Genomic DNA, 13336 nt, shown 5'->3' with positions numbered 1-13336 from the left:
GGCGTTCGCCGCCGGCACTCAATCGTTTGCGTTCAGCCCCTTGATCAGCTTTTCGAGCAAAGCCGCCAGTTGCTCCTGCTCGTCCCGCGTCAGTACGGAAAGAACCTGATGCTCATTGGCGACATGGGCAGTCACGGCTTCGTCGATGAGGGCACGACCTTTTTCCGTCAATTGTACGATCACGCCGCGGCGGTCCTGCGGATGTGGCGCACGGGCGATCAATCCTGCCTTCTCCAACCGGTCGAGCCGGTTGGTCATGGCGCCCGAAGTCACCATCGTGGCTTCATAGAGCGCCGTCGGCGTCAGCGCGAAAGGCGCGCCCGAGCGCCGCAAGGTGGCCAGAACGTCGAACTCGCCGTTCTGCAGGCCGAATTGGGCGAACAGAGGGTTCAACTTGTCCCGCGCCACCACGAGGGCGGCGTAGCTGAGGCGACCGAACACCGCCATGGGGCGGACGTCGAGATCCGGCCTTTCCTTCCGCCATTGCGCCACCGCGTTCGCTGCACGATCCATCTATCTCACCATAAAGTATCTTGACATTAAGATTCTTTTTGTTAAATGATATGCCATTGGTCAACAATCGCCAAGTGGCCTTGTCCGCCGGGAGATCAGAGTGGCCAAGTCGCCGTCCAACCGGAAGCCCATGGGGGCGCCTTGGTCGACGAGCGGCGGGTTGCTTGAGCATGTAGGGGATCGTCGTCATGACAACGCTAACTGAAGAGAATCGCGCGGGCGCTTCGATGAAATCGGTCTGGGATTCGGCCTTCGGCCTGCTTTTGATCACCGGCACCTTGCTCGGTCTGACGCTGCCCCTCGGCAAGCTGGCGACGGCCAATGCCGTGCCGCCGATGCTGTGGGCGTTCATGACCTCTTTCGGTATCGGTGGCGCGCTTCTGCTGGTCCTGTTTTATCGGCGCCACCGCCTGGTGATGACGGGGCACAAACTGCGCTACTACATCGTCGCCGCAGCCATCTCCTTCGCAATCCCGAATTTCCTGATCTTCTCGGCCATCCCGCATCTCGGCGCCGGTTACACCGGCATCATGTTCACACTTTCGCCGGTGGTGACGCTTACCCTGTCGATCCTCTTCGGCGTGCGTCGTCCCAATCTGCTCGGTGTGATCGGTATCGTGGTGGGCTTTGCGGGAGCGCTGATGGTTGCGTTGACCCGAGGCGAAGCCGGTCAGCCGGCAGACCTGTTCTGGGTACTGATCGGCCTCTTGATCCCGGTCTTCCTCGCCGCTGGCAACATCTATCGCACGATCGACTGGCCAACGGGAACCGATGCCATCGAACTGGCTGTTGGCAGTCACCTTGCAGCGGCGGCGATGTTGTTTGGCGGGTTGCTCTTCTCTGGTCAGGCAGGCTCGTTCGGTATGCTGGTCAATGTGCCCTGGCTGGTGCTGGCCCAGGTGGTCACGGGAGCAGCGATGTTTGCCTTCTACTTCCGCCTCCAGGCGGTCGGCGGTCCGGTCTATCTCAGCCAGATCGGCTATGTCGGCGCGGCCATCGCGCTGGTCTCGGGTACGCTATTCCTCGGCGAGCACTATCAGTGGCTGACCTGGGCAGGTGCGGCCATCATCGTGGCCGGCGTGTTCGTCACCACCAAGGCGCAGCGGCAGGCGGCCTGATCCGCCTCTAAAACGGTTCCGCTTTTTGCGGAAGCATTCCAACTCTTTGTTTTTACGCAATTCGGGACGCAAAACCGCTGTGCGCTTTTGCTGGAATTGCTCTAGCCTTCATCGTCCTCGCGGGCGCCGATCACTTCGGGCTGCGGGTGGCGCCGGCGATGCGTGGCGGCGGCGCGGGCGGACTGCTCATAGATGCCCGTCATCAGTTCCAGCGTGCGTGCCGCGTCCTCCAGCCTGTCTGCGAGGTCGGGCACGCGCGTGACTGCGTCGATCAGAAGCGCTGAGCGGATATCGGCATAGCGTTCCGTCACGCGGTGCCCCAGGGGTGTGACCTCATAGGTCACACCGGCGCGGCCGCTACCTTGCCGCTTGACGAGATCGGCCTTCACCAGCTTGCGCAGGCTATACTGGATGTTGGGGATGTCGTCGCGATTGGTCATCTGCGCCAGGTCACGGATACTTTTCGGCCGGTCGTTCATGCGGATGATATGCAGCAGCGCATTCTCAGGACCGCTCGCCGAAAATTCGATCACCGTCGCCAGGCATTCGGCCTGCCAGCGACCGAAAGCCTCGTAGGAGCGCATCAAGGCGTATTCGATTTCGGCGACGTCGATCTCGAGTGGCGTGCGCGCCAGGTGCCAGCCGCGGTCGAGAAGATCCCTCTGCTGGTTCGATGTCTTCTTGGCTCTCATCCATGTCTCCTCGCGCAGCGACCATGCACCAGGTGACCGGGTTGCGTCCATGTCGTTTTATGATAGACTTTCTATCATAAAATATAACAAATGGTGAGGACGTAGACATGAGCATGCTCGACGGCGGCGTGGCCGCGCAACCCTTCTTTCTCGGCACTTTCGCTTCCAATTGCTCCGGTGGCATGACCGTCACCAAAGTGCCGGAGCGGTGGGTCAACTCCTGGGATAACAATCTCCGGCTGGCGCGGCTTCTCGATGACGCCGGCATCGATTTCATGCTGCCGATCGCGCGCTGGATCGGGTATGGCGGCGAGACCAATTTCCACGGCAATGTGCTGGAAACGATCACCTGGGCGACGGGACTGCTGGCGCTGACGCACAACATCACCGTCTTTGCCACGACCCATACGACGGCGAACCACCCCGTCGTCGTTGCCAAACAGCTCGCAACCATCGATCAGATCGGCGCCGGCCGCATCGGCCTCAACATCGTCGCCGGCTGGAACAAGCCGGAATACGAAGCGCTGGGGCTGACGCTGCCCGACGACCACAGCACGCGTTACGGCTATGCACAGGAATGGTTCGATATCATCCAGGCACTGTGGAGCCGCACCGAAGCCTTCGATTGGGACGGCACCTATTTCAAGCTGAAGAATGTGCTCGGCGATCCTCGTCCGTCGTCGCCACTCCCGATCCTCAATGCCGCCGGTTCGGAAGAGGGGCGGCGCTTTGCCGTTCGCAACGCCAACTTCCTGTTCACGCCGGCGATCGATCTGGCGCGCTCGAAGGACGAGATCCAGGCGCTCAAGGGCCAGGCGCTTGAAGCCGGCCGCAAGGTCGATGTGCTGACCTTCTCGCATGTCGTGTGCCGGCCGACCGAGAAGGAAGCAAAGGATTATCTGGAGCATTTCGGCCGCACCAATGCCGACTGGGCAGCGGTGGACAATCTGGTGCGTTTGCAATTCGCGCACGCGCAGTCGTTCCCGCATGATCTGCTCGCCCTCATCCGGGACCGCATGGCCGCCGGTCATGGCGGTTTTCCTCTCATAGGCACGCCGGAGCAGGTCGCCGACGGAATCACGGCTCTATACGAGGCCGGCTTCCGCGGCACGACACTGTCTTTTGTCGATTACGCGGAGGAGTTCCCCTATTTCCGCGACACTGTGCTTCCGATCCTCGAACAGCGCGGGATACGCATCGCGCCTGCCGCCACACGCTCTGCGGCGTGAGAGGCGGCTATGACGACATCAATGCCTTCAGGACCGGTCGACGCTGCCACTTTCCGCTCGGCCATGCGGCTTATCGTCGGCAATGTCAGCGTCATCACCGCGGGTATCGGCGAGGATCGCTCCGGCCTTGTGGTGATCTCGGTGGTTTCGCTATCGGCCGAGCCGCCCAAGGTCATTGCCTGCGTGAACCGCTCGTCCTCGACCTGGCCCGTCATCGAACGCCATCGCCATTTTGCCGTCAATTCGCTGGGGCCGCAGCGTCAGGGTGTGGCCGAGCGCTTCTCCGGCTTCGGCGGCATAAAGGGCAATGATCGTTATGCCGGCGCGGAATGGACGACGATGAAGACCGGCGCGTCGGTTCTGGTGGATGCCGTGGCGGCGTTCGACTGCAGCCTCGATGAAATGATCGATCGCGGCACGCATTCGATTGTCATCGGCTCCGTCGAAGCCGTGCGCACCCAGGATACGGGAGAGGCGCTGATCTATTGGCACGGCGCTTATCGGCCGCTTCGCGCAGAGGTATGAACGAACGGCCGGCGCCAACAGGTGCCGGCCACCTGTTCGTCAGGCTGCCTTTTCGGCAAGCACCATGTAGTTGACGTCCATGTCCTTGGAACGTTGCCAGCGGTCGGCGAGCGGGTTGTAGATGACGCCGGAGCGGTCGGTTACCGCCAGGCCCGCGCCGCTCAATGCGCGCTCCAGCTCGTCCGGCCGCACCAGCTTGCCGAATTTGTGCGTGCCGCGGGGCAGCCAGCGCAGCACGTATTCGGCGCCGATGATGGCGAGCCCCAACGCTTTCAGCGTGCGGTTTATGGTCGCCACGAACATGATGCCGCCCGGCTTCACCATCTCGCCGCACTTGCCGACGAACAGGTTGATGTCGGCGACATGCTCGACCACTTCCATGTTGAGCACGACATCGAATCTCTCGCCGGAATCGGCCAGATCTTCCGCTGTGGTGGCACGGTAGTCGACGGCCACGCCCGCTTCCGTAGCGTGCAGTTTCGCCACTTCAATGTTGGTCATCGAGGCGTCCGCCCCGACCACTTCGGCACCCAGGCGCGCCATCGGCTCGCACAGCAGCCCGCCGCCGCAGCCGATATCGAGGATGCGCAGACCCTCGAAGGGTTTCGCTGCGCGCGCATCGCGGCCGAAACGAGTGGCGATCTGGTCGCGGATATAGGCCAGCCGCACGGGATTGAATTTGTGCAGCGGGCGGAATTTCCCGTTGGGGTTCCACCATTCGGCGGCAAGAGCTGAGAAGCGCTCGACTTCTCCGGCGTCGATCGTCGATCGTCGGGGCTCTGGCATGACTTTGTCTCCTTCGGGGAGAAGGAAGTCAGCAGATGAGGGAGGATTGTCAAGGCGCGTTTTGCGCGCGCGTCACCGCAGCGTAGCATGACCGCGCACCGAAGCCCTTGTTTTCCAAAGCCATGACCCGGTCAAAGCGCTTCGGCAAGCGTCAGCAAATTTCCCGTGTATTCTCTCCAGCCGGCTTCGAGCAGGCGCAATGTCTGCTCTGGCACGAGGCCGTCATGCGTCAGCACAAGGCGGACAAAGCCGGCGTGTTCATTCAAGCTGAAGACGACACGCCCCGCAGGCGCTTGCTCGGCACAATCGAACGACCAGACCATGCAATGCGGAGGAGTGATCTCAAGCACTTCGACTTCGGTCCAGCCGCGCCAGCCGGCCACCGCTTGTCCCGTGATGTGGAAGCGATGGCCGGCAACCGGTTTGAAATCGACGGCGAAGAACCATTGCGAGATCAGCTTCGGATCCGTGAGGCAAGCCCAAACCGTGGGAAGCGAGGCGCGGATATCGCGCTCAAATGTCAGATTGATCGGCTTCAGCATCGAGCCTCTCCGCCAACTCACCGAGGCCATCGAGCTTTTCATTCCAGAAGGCTGAAAGCTGAGCAGCCCAGTCGGTAACTTTCACAAGCGGGGCAAGGTTCAATCGGTAGAGGCGCTGGCGCCCGGCGGCGCGCCGGCGCACCAGACCGGCACGAGTCAGCACCTGCAGGTGCAACGAGACATTTGCGAGCGTTGCGCCGACTTCGGCGGTGAGCTCAGCAACGGAACGCTCGCGATTTCCGATGCGCTCCAGCAGGCGCCGGCGCGTCGGATCGGCAATGGCTGCAAAGACGTCGCCTTCGGTCGAGGTTCTTGCCATCCATTCTCTCATTCAAGTATAAACTTGAATTTCAATCTGCATCGGCGATACGGTGCCCGTCAAGCTGTCGCTGGCTGTTGGGGCGAGAAAGAAAATCAAACAGGAGACCGAAATGACTGCCTTGAACGGAGTAATTCCCTGTCTGACCATCGATGGAGCCAAGAAAGCCATCGAGTTCTACAAAACAGCCTTTGGCGCGGAAGAGGTAAGCCGCCAGGATGCCGAAGACGGCAAACGGCTGATGCACGCGCATATCCGCATCAACGGATCGGATGTGATGATGTGGGACCTTTTTCCGGAGTTCGGCATGTCGACCGACATGCCGCATGGTGTGACGGTGCATCTCGAGGTCGATGACGCGGATCGCTGGTGGTCGCGGGCGATCGGCGCAGGCGCTGTCGCGACAATGCCGTTGGACAACGTGTTCTGGGGTAGTCGCTACGGCCAACTGCGCGATCCGTTTGGGCATAGCTGGGCGATCGGCGGACCGCTGAAGGAATAATCCGGCCTTTCGAGGCAAAGGGAAGGCGTCAAAACGCAAGAGACTTGCGCCACGCTGCCACATCGGCGGCGTGCGCCTTGCGAAGGCCTTGTGTTTTGGCTATGGAAGCCGCGCATTTTTGCGTCCCGGCCAACCGGGGCTTTTCTGTCCATCCCTGGCCACCAGGCCTGCATTCAAAGGCTTTCCGCTTCCATGGCGCGCATCGTGATGAAGTTCGGCGGAACCTCCGTCGCCGACCTCGACCGCATCCACAATGTGGCGCGTCACGTCAAACGCGAGGTCGAAGCCGGGCACGAGGTGGCCGTCGTCGTCTCGGCGATGTCGGGCAAGACCAACGAGCTTGTCGGCTGGGTGCAGGGCATGCCGAAGGCAACCGGCGCCAACAGCCCGTTCTTCGACGCGCGCGAATATGATGCCATCGTTGCTTCCGGCGAGCAGGTCACGTCCGGTCTGCTGGCGATTGCGCTGCAATCGATGGGCATCAACGCGCGCTCCTGGCAAGGTTGGCAAATCCCGATCAAGACCGATGGCGCGCACGGCGCGGCACGCATTGCCGACATCGACGGTTCGTTCCTGATCCAGCGTTTCAAGGAAGGCCAGGTGGCGGTGATTTCCGGTTTCCAGGGCATCGCACCGGACAACCGCATTTCGACGCTCGGCCGCGGCGGCTCCGACACCAGTGCGGTGGCGATCGCGGCAGCCGTGAAGGCCGACCGCTGCGACATCTATACCGATGTCGACGGCGTCTACACCACCGACCCACGCATCGAGCCCAAGGCCAAGCGGCTGGACCGCATCTCCTTCGAGGAAATGCTGGAAATGGCCTCACTCGGCTCCAAAGTTCTTCAGGTGCGCTCGGTGGAGCTTGCCATGGTACACAAGGTGCGCACTTTCGTGCGATCGTCCTTCGACGATCCCGATGCGCCCGGCATGGGGGATTTGCTCAATCCGCCCGGAACGCTCATTTGCGACGAGGATGAAATCGTGGAACAGCAGGTCGTCACCGGAATTGCCTACGCCAAGGACGAAGCGCAGATTTCGTTGCGCCGTGTCGCCGACCGGCCAGGTGTGGCCGGTGGCATCTTCGGCCCCCTCGCTGAAGCCAACATCAATGTCGACATGATCGTCCAGAACATTTCGGAAGACGGCAAGTCAACCGACATGACCTTCACCGTGCCGTCCGGCGATGTCGCCAAGGCCTTGGCGGTCCTGGACAAGGTCAAGCAGACCGTCGGGTTCGACGCCCTCCAGCACGACGAAGGCATGTCGAAGGTTTCCGTCATCGGCATCGGCATGCGCAGCCACGCCGGCGTCGCGGCGACCGCTTTCCGGGCACTTGCCGAAAAAAGCATCAATATTCGCGCGATCACCACGTCCGAGATCAAGATTTCGATCCTGATCGACGGTCCTTACACGGAACTGGCTGTTCGCACTTTGCATTCCGTCTACGGTCTCGATAAGCAATAAGAGACCCGAGTCGGTTTTTTGCGTCGGGCCGGTGCGCTGGGAACCGCACCGGCCCAATCGCCTTTGGAGAAGCCGCGATGCGTGAGACGGCCATCGGCCCGCGCGTTTTGTTGAAACGGCTCCGCGAGCTCATGCAGGAGCCGCTGGAGCCGCAGGATCGGCTTGACCGGATCGTGCGCGATATCGCCTCCAACATGGTGGCGGAAGTCTGCTCGCTCTACGTGTTGCGCGCGGATTCCGTGCTCGAGCTCTACGCCACGGAAGGTCTCAACAAGAACGCCGTGCACCTGGCGCAACTGCGCCTCGGCCAGGGCCTCGTCGGTACGATTGCTGCCAGCGCTCGCCCACTCAACCTTTCCAACGCGCAGGAACATCCCGCCTTCGCCTATCTGCCGGAGACAGGCGAAGAAATCTATCACGCCTTCCTCGGCGTGCCGGTGCTGAGGGCAGGCCGCACCCTCGGCGTGCTTGTCGTGCAGAACCGCACCAAGCGCGTCTACCGCGAGGACGAGGTCGAGGCGCTGGAAACCACCGCGATGGTGATCGCCGAGATGGTCGCCACCGGCGATCTTGCCCGGCTGTCGCGGCCCGGCATGGAACTCGACCTCAGCCGGCCGGTCTCCTTCACGGGCGTGTCCTTCAACGAAGGCGTCGGGCTCGGTCATGTGGTGCTGCACGAGCCGCGCATTGTCGTCACCAACCTGTTCAACGAAGACAGCGAGGAAGAAGTCCGCCGGCTCGAAGAGTCGCTTGGCTCGCTCAGGCTTTCCATCGACGACATGCTGGAGCGGCGCGATGTCGCCTTCGAAGGCGAACACCGCGAGGTGCTGGAAGCCTACCGTATGTTCGCCAATGACCGTGGCTGGGTGCGCCGCCTGGAAGAGGCGATCCGCAACGGCCTGACGGCGGAAGCAGCGGTGGAAAAGGTGCAGTCGGACATGCGCGCCCGCATGATCCACATGACAGATCCCTATCTGCGCGAGCGGATGAGCGATTTTGACGACCTCGCCAACCGATTGCTGCGTCAGCTGATGGGGCGCGGGCCGGAAGACGTCGCCGCTTCGCTGCCGAAAGATGCCATCATAGTCGCCCGCTCCATGGGGGCTGCGGAACTGCTCGACTATCCGCGCGACAAGATGCGCGGGCTGGTGCTCGAAGAGGGCGCGGCAACCAGCCATGTCGTCATCGTCGCGCGCGCCATGGGCATTCCGGTTGCCGGCCAGGTCAAAGGCGCGGTGTCGATGTCGGAGAACGGCGATGCCATCATCGTCGATGGCGACGAGGGCGCCATTCATCTGAGGCCACAACAAGACCTCGAGGCGGCCTACGCCGAGAAGGTGCGCTTTCGGGCCCGCCGGCAGGAACTCTACCGGGAGCTGCGCAAACAGCCGTCGGTCACCCGGGACGGCGTGCAGGTCGATCTCTTGATGAATGCCGGCCTGGCCGTAGACCTGCCGCAGTTGACCGAATCGGGTGCCGCCGGCATCGGCTTGTTCCGCACCGAGCTGCAATTCATGGTGGCGGCGACCTTCCCGCGTGCCGAGGCGCAGGAAAAACTCTACCGCGATGTGTTGGAAGCAGCGCGTGGCAAGCCTGTCACCTTCCGCACCATCGACATCGGCGGCGACAAGGTGCTGCCCTATTTCAAGAATGCCACGCAGGAAGAGAACCCGGCACTCGGCTGGCGGGCGATCCGCCTGACCCTGGACCGCCCCGGCCTGCTGCGGACACAGATCCGCGCGTTGCTCAAGGCCGCCGGCGGGCGTGAGTTGAAGCTGATGTTGCCGATGGTGACGGAGCTCGGCGAAATCGCGCAGGCACGCGAGATCATCGAACGCGAGGTGAGGCACCTGTCGCGCTTCGCCCACCATCTGCCGACCAGCCTGAAGCTGGGTGCGATGCTGGAAGTGCCGTCGCTGCTGTTCCAGCTCGACGAGTTGATGAAGGCGGTCGATTTCGTCTCGGTCGGCTCCAACGACCTGTTCCAGTTCGTGATGGCGGTGGATCGCGGCAACACACAATTGGCCGATCGTTTCGACCCGGTCTCGATACCGTTCCTGCGCGTGCTGAAGCAGATCGCCGATGCCGGCCACCGCAACGACACGCCGGTGACGCTCTGCGGCGAGCTCGCCGGCAAGCCGATTTCGGCCATGGCCTTGATCGGCCTCGGCTTCCGCTCCATCTCCATGTCACCGGCATCGATCGGCCCGGTCAAGGCGATGTTGACCGACCTGCCATTGGAAGAGCTGGAAGCTTTCTTCGCCGACAACCTCAACCAGCCTGCCACAGGCATGCCGATCCGCGCGCTGCTGCAGGCCTTCGCGGACGACCGCGGCATTCCCTTGTAAGAAGCCTTCGATACCCGATGATCAATCTGCCTCGCGACCGCATGGACCAAGTCGTCAAGCGTTTCGATATGCTCGAAGCGCAGATGGCGGCCGGCCCGGCGCCGGATGCCTATGTGAAGATGGCGGCTGAATATGCCGACATCCAGGAAATGGTCGCCAAGATCCGTGAACTGCGTGCTGCCGAACGCGAGCAGGAAGATCTCGAGGCGATGCTGGGCGACAAGGGCACGGACAGCGAAATGCGGGCGCTGGCCGAGGCCGACCTGCCGGAGGTGGAAAGCCGCATCGAGGCGCTGCAGCAGGAAATCCAGGTCCTGCTCCTGCCCAAGGATGCCGCCGACGAACGCAACGCGATCCTGGAAATCCGTGCAGGGACCGGTGGCGACGAGGCAGCTCTGTTCGCCGGCGATCTGTTTCGCATGTATGAGCGCTATTCGGCTTCCAAGGGTTGGCGGTTCGAGGTCGTCTCCGCCAGCGACGGCGAGGTCGGCGGCTTCAAGGAAATCATCGCCTCGGTTTCGGGGAGGGGCGTGTTCGCGAATCTGAAGTTCGAATCCGGCGTGCATCGGGTGCAACGGGTGCCGGCAACGGAAACGCAAGGGCGCATCCATACTTCGGCGGCGACGGTGGCTGTGCTGCCGGAGGCCGAGGAAGTCGATATCGAGATCAAGGCGGAAGACATCCGCATCGACACGATGCGCGCGTCCGGTTCCGGCGGCCAGCACGTCAACACCACCGATTCGGCCGTGCGCATCACGCATCTGCCCACCGGCATCATGGTGGTGCAGGCCGAGAAGTCCCAACACCAGAACAGGGCGCGCGCCATGCAGATCCTGCGTGCGCGGCTCTACGACCTTGAGCGCAGCCGCGCCGATGAGGAGCGTTCCGAATCGCGCAAGTCGCAGGTCGGTTCAGGCGATCGTTCCGAGCGCATCCGCACCTACAATTTTCCGCAGGGACGCCTGACGGACCATCGCATCAATCTTACCCTCTATAAGCTCGAGCGGGTGATGGAGGGCGAACTGGATGAAGTGGTCAACGCGCTGATCGCAGACCACCAGTCGAAGCTTCTCGCGGAGATGAAGGAAGGGTGAGGCCGTGAAGGGCACGACCCTTGCCGAGCTGTCGCTTTCGGCACGCAAGCGGCTGACGGATGCCGGCATTGAAGGTGCAGCGCTCGACGCAAGGCTTCTGGTCGAGGACCTTACCGGGACGACCCGCACCGAGGCGATCACCGATCCCGACCGCATCATCGACACCGATATGCTGTCTGCGGTCGATGCCGCGCTAATCCGTCGCATCTCCGGCGAACCGGTGCATCGAATCCTTGGCTATCGTGAATTCCACGGGCTGCGGCTCGGCCTGTCTGCCGAAACCCTGGAACCACGTCCCGACACCGAGACGTTGGTGGACGCGATCGCGCCGTTGCTCGCCGAAATTGGCGAACGAGAGGGCGTCTGCCGTATTCTGGACCTCGGCACCGGCACGGGTGCCATTGCGCTGGCGCTGCTCGCGATGATTCCCGAGGCTCGTGCCGTTGGTGCGGATATTTCCGAAGATGCGCTGGCCACTGCCGTCCGCAATGCCCTCGATCTCGGCTTTTCAAAACGGTTCACAGGCGTCAAATCCAACTGGTTCGAAGCAATTTCCGGTCAATTTGATGCAATCGTCTCCAACCCTCCCTATATATCCAGTGCGGAGATCGAAACGCTGCAGAAGGAGGTGCGCAATTTCGACCCGTTGCGGGCGCTGGATGGCGGTATTGATGGGCTCGATGCCTATCGGATAATCGCCAGGGAAAGTGCCAGGCATCTGGAAGCCAGCGGCGTCGTCGCTGTTGAGATCGGCAGCAGCCAGAAGGCAGAGGTGACCGATATCTTCCTGGATGCAGGATTCCTCCTGAAAACGGCGTTGCGCGATCTTGCCGGAAATGACCGCGTGCTAATGTTCACAGGCAGCGGAAAAGCTTGAAGGCGCGGCGAAAAACCGCTTGGCAAGGCTAAGGAATGCAGCTAGGGTCGATTTACCGGATGAGACGAAGCAGGCAGTGCTCTTAGCGATTCGGTTCCTTTGAAATAGCTGCCTTCTTGCGAAACGACGCCCAAGCTTCGTGCGGGAATCGTCCGGCAAGTGATGTAACCGGAACAGGATGACACGTGGCGCCAACGCAATCGATGCGGGCGAGCACCGGTGAAACAGCGAAACGGCAGGCTGCATGAGCGCCGCCGTGCGCGAAGATTTTCAAGTTTTTTGAAGCGAAGAGACCCTGATGAGGCCACAACAGCAGAATAGACGCATGCGCGGTCGCAACAATGGCGGCGGCGGCAACAATAACAATAACAACAACCGCAAGGGGCCGAACCCGCTCAACCGCAATTACGAGAGCAACGGTCCGGATGTGAAGATCCGCGGCTCCGCCCAGCAGATCGCCGAGAAATACGCGACTCTCGCTCGCGATGCGATGAGTTCGGGCGACCGGGTGATGGCTGAGAACTATCTCCAGCATGCTGAACACTATAATCGCATCATTGCCGCCGCCCAGGCGCAGATGCCGATCCAGAACTTCCAGCAGAATCGCGATGATTTCGACGATGATCTCGAAGAAGAGCGCGACGATTTCGAAAACAGCGCCAACGCAGGCGAAGGCCAGTCAGCCAACCAGGGTTCCGGCCCCCAGCCGGTGATCGAGGGCACGCCCGCCGAAGTGGCGCTCAATTCCGAAAATGGTCGCGACAACAACGGCCGCGAAAACGGCTATCGCGACAACAACCGCGACAACAATGGCAATCGCCATCACCGCGATCGCCGCCACAACAACAGCTATGGCCAGAACGGTCAGCGTGGTGACCGCGGTCCGCGCGGCGAAAACGGCAACAGGCGCGAAGAAGCGCAGCCTCAGGCCGCTGCTCCAGTAGAGGTTGCTCCGGCCGTCGTGGCCGAAGAGCCGGCTCCCGTGGCCGCTGCCGAACCGGCACCGCAGTTCGAAAGCTTCAACCCGGCGCAGCTCGCCGCTCACGCCGAAGCGCGCGAGACGGAGACCGAAGCAGCCGCGCCGCGCAAAGCCCGGCGGCCGCGCAAGCCGAAAGCTGAGACTGTGGAAGCAGCAGAAGCTGCCGATGCGACGGAAACGGCCAACGCCGATAGCTAAGCATCGGCTCCTTTCGAGATCAAAAACGGCGGAGAGAAATCTCCGCCGTTTTTTGTTTGGCTGCGCTATAGTCTTCGGTCAGACGGCATCAGAGAAATATCTGCCTTGATCGGCATCAATGCGTCTTGAGAGACAAGGGCTTACGTC

Annotated in this window: 14 protein-coding genes; 9 read left to right on the top strand and 5 right to left on the bottom strand. The window is 62.0% G+C overall.

Annotated features, from left to right (window positions below; genetic code table 11):
* Positions 1-18: 18 nt before the first annotated feature.
* Positions 19-513, bottom strand: coding sequence for a MarR family winged helix-turn-helix transcriptional regulator (locus ACFWXH_RS17290; protein ID WP_054313618.1), 495 nt, complete (start codon positions 511-513; stop codon positions 19-21).
* 227 nt (positions 514-740) lie between these two features.
* On the opposite strand from ACFWXH_RS17290, the gene ACFWXH_RS17285 reads away from it, so the two are divergent.
* Positions 741-1631, top strand: coding sequence for a DMT family transporter (locus tag ACFWXH_RS17285; RefSeq protein WP_379123279.1), 891 nt, complete (start codon positions 741-743; stop codon positions 1629-1631).
* Positions 1632-1732: 101 nt separating this feature from the next.
* Here ACFWXH_RS17285 and ACFWXH_RS17280 read toward each other — a convergent pair whose 3' ends face one another.
* Positions 1733-2323, bottom strand: coding sequence for a winged helix DNA-binding protein (locus ACFWXH_RS17280; RefSeq protein ID WP_054313616.1), 591 nt, complete (start codon positions 2321-2323; stop codon positions 1733-1735).
* Between the two features lie 107 nt (positions 2324-2430).
* On the opposite strand from ACFWXH_RS17280, the gene ACFWXH_RS17275 reads away from it, so the two are divergent.
* Both ACFWXH_RS17275 and ACFWXH_RS17270 read left to right on the top strand, forming a co-directional pair.
* A complete protein-coding gene (locus ACFWXH_RS17275) occupies positions 2431-3552 on the top strand; it encodes an LLM class flavin-dependent oxidoreductase (RefSeq protein ID WP_379122293.1) in 1122 nt (373 codons plus the stop codon).
* A 9-nt stretch (positions 3553-3561) separates the two neighbouring features.
* The gene (locus tag ACFWXH_RS17270) at positions 3562-4077 is read left to right on the top strand and encodes a flavin reductase family protein (protein ID WP_379122291.1); all 516 of its coding nucleotides are present in this window, start codon (positions 3562-3564) and stop codon (positions 4075-4077) included.
* Between the two features lie 39 nt (positions 4078-4116).
* On the opposite strand, the gene ubiG is transcribed toward ACFWXH_RS17270, so the two are convergent.
* The 3 genes from ubiG to ACFWXH_RS17255 all read right to left on the bottom strand — a co-directional run bounded on the left by ubiG (position 4117) and on the right by ACFWXH_RS17255 (position 5724).
* The gene (gene ubiG, locus ACFWXH_RS17265) at positions 4117-4863 is read right to left on the bottom strand and encodes a bifunctional 2-polyprenyl-6-hydroxyphenol methylase/3-demethylubiquinol 3-O-methyltransferase UbiG (protein ID WP_054313613.1); all 747 of its coding nucleotides are present in this window, start codon (positions 4861-4863) and stop codon (positions 4117-4119) included.
* 131 nt (positions 4864-4994) lie between these two features.
* Positions 4995-5405 (bottom strand): SRPBCC domain-containing protein, encoded by a 411-nt coding sequence (locus ACFWXH_RS17260; RefSeq protein WP_379122289.1) that lies wholly within the window; start codon positions 5403-5405, stop codon positions 4995-4997.
* Complete coding sequence (locus tag ACFWXH_RS17255; protein ID WP_379122287.1) at positions 5377-5724, bottom strand: ArsR/SmtB family transcription factor; 348 nt, start codon at positions 5722-5724, stop codon at positions 5377-5379. Before ACFWXH_RS17255 ends, ACFWXH_RS17260 begins: the two co-directional genes overlap by 29 nt.
* A 112-nt stretch (positions 5725-5836) precedes the next feature.
* Between ACFWXH_RS17255 and ACFWXH_RS17250 the strand changes: the two genes are divergently transcribed.
* The 6 genes from ACFWXH_RS17250 to ACFWXH_RS17225 all read left to right on the top strand — a co-directional run bounded on the left by ACFWXH_RS17250 (position 5837) and on the right by ACFWXH_RS17225 (position 13189).
* Positions 5837-6226, top strand: coding sequence for a VOC family protein (locus ACFWXH_RS17250; RefSeq protein ID WP_379122285.1), 390 nt, complete (start codon positions 5837-5839; stop codon positions 6224-6226).
* Between the two features lie 192 nt (positions 6227-6418).
* A complete protein-coding gene (locus ACFWXH_RS17245; RefSeq protein WP_054313610.1) occupies positions 6419-7693 on the top strand; it encodes an aspartate kinase in 1275 nt (424 codons plus the stop codon).
* Between the two features lie 77 nt (positions 7694-7770).
* Positions 7771-10041: a phosphoenolpyruvate--protein phosphotransferase gene (gene ptsP / locus ACFWXH_RS17240; RefSeq protein ID WP_054313609.1), complete on the top strand. Its 2271-nt coding sequence runs from the start codon at positions 7771-7773 to the stop codon at positions 10039-10041.
* Positions 10042-10058: 17 nt separating this feature from the next.
* Positions 10059-11135, top strand: coding sequence for a peptide chain release factor 1 (gene prfA / locus ACFWXH_RS17235; RefSeq protein WP_379122282.1), 1077 nt, complete (start codon positions 10059-10061; stop codon positions 11133-11135).
* A gap of 4 nt (positions 11136-11139) precedes the next feature.
* Positions 11140-12012, top strand: a complete 873-nt coding sequence (gene prmC / locus ACFWXH_RS17230; RefSeq protein WP_379122280.1) for a peptide chain release factor N(5)-glutamine methyltransferase — start codon at positions 11140-11142, stop codon at positions 12010-12012.
* A gap of 325 nt (positions 12013-12337) precedes the next feature.
* Positions 12338-13189: a DUF4167 domain-containing protein gene (locus ACFWXH_RS17225; protein WP_379122278.1), complete on the top strand. Its 852-nt coding sequence runs from the start codon at positions 12338-12340 to the stop codon at positions 13187-13189.
* Positions 13190-13336 lie beyond the last annotated feature (147 nt).

The sequence above is a fragment of the Mesorhizobium sp. NPDC059054 genome (genome assembly GCF_042739215.1).
In the GTDB taxonomy this organism is placed as follows: Bacteria; Pseudomonadota; Alphaproteobacteria; order Rhizobiales; family Rhizobiaceae; genus Mesorhizobium.
Note: the sequence above shows the minus strand (reverse complement) of the source record. Positions and strands in the feature narration are given on the sequence as shown.

Bases quoted from the DNA above. Each gene is read 5' to 3' on its own strand.
- ACFWXH_RS17290 (WP_054313618.1), bottom strand. From the start codon at position 513: ATGGATCGTGCAGCGAACGCGGTGGCGCAATGGCGGAAGGAAAGGCCG.
- ACFWXH_RS17285 (WP_379123279.1), top strand. From the start codon at position 741: ATGAAATCGGTCTGGGATTCGGCCTTCGGCCTGCTTTTGATCACCGGC.
- ACFWXH_RS17280 (WP_054313616.1), bottom strand. From the start codon at position 2,323: ATGAGAGCCAAGAAGACATCGAACCAGCAGAGGGATCTTCTCGACCGC.
- ACFWXH_RS17275 (WP_379122293.1), top strand. From the start codon at position 2,431: ATGAGCATGCTCGACGGCGGCGTGGCCGCGCAACCCTTCTTTCTCGGC.
- ACFWXH_RS17270 (WP_379122291.1), top strand. From the start codon at position 3,562: ATGACGACATCAATGCCTTCAGGACCGGTCGACGCTGCCACTTTCCGC.
- ubiG (WP_054313613.1), bottom strand. From the start codon at position 4,863: ATGCCAGAGCCCCGACGATCGACGATCGACGCCGGAGAAGTCGAGCGC.
- ACFWXH_RS17260 (WP_379122289.1), bottom strand. From the start codon at position 5,405: ATGCTGAAGCCGATCAATCTGACATTTGAGCGCGATATCCGCGCCTCG.
- ACFWXH_RS17255 (WP_379122287.1), bottom strand. From the start codon at position 5,724: ATGGCAAGAACCTCGACCGAAGGCGACGTCTTTGCAGCCATTGCCGAT.
- ACFWXH_RS17250 (WP_379122285.1), top strand. From the start codon at position 5,837: ATGACTGCCTTGAACGGAGTAATTCCCTGTCTGACCATCGATGGAGCC.
- ACFWXH_RS17245 (WP_054313610.1), top strand. From the start codon at position 6,419: ATGGCGCGCATCGTGATGAAGTTCGGCGGAACCTCCGTCGCCGACCTC.
- ptsP (WP_054313609.1), top strand. From the start codon at position 7,771: ATGCGTGAGACGGCCATCGGCCCGCGCGTTTTGTTGAAACGGCTCCGC.
- prfA (WP_379122282.1), top strand. From the start codon at position 10,059: ATGATCAATCTGCCTCGCGACCGCATGGACCAAGTCGTCAAGCGTTTC.
- ACFWXH_RS17225 (WP_379122278.1), top strand. From the start codon at position 12,338: ATGCGCGGTCGCAACAATGGCGGCGGCGGCAACAATAACAATAACAAC.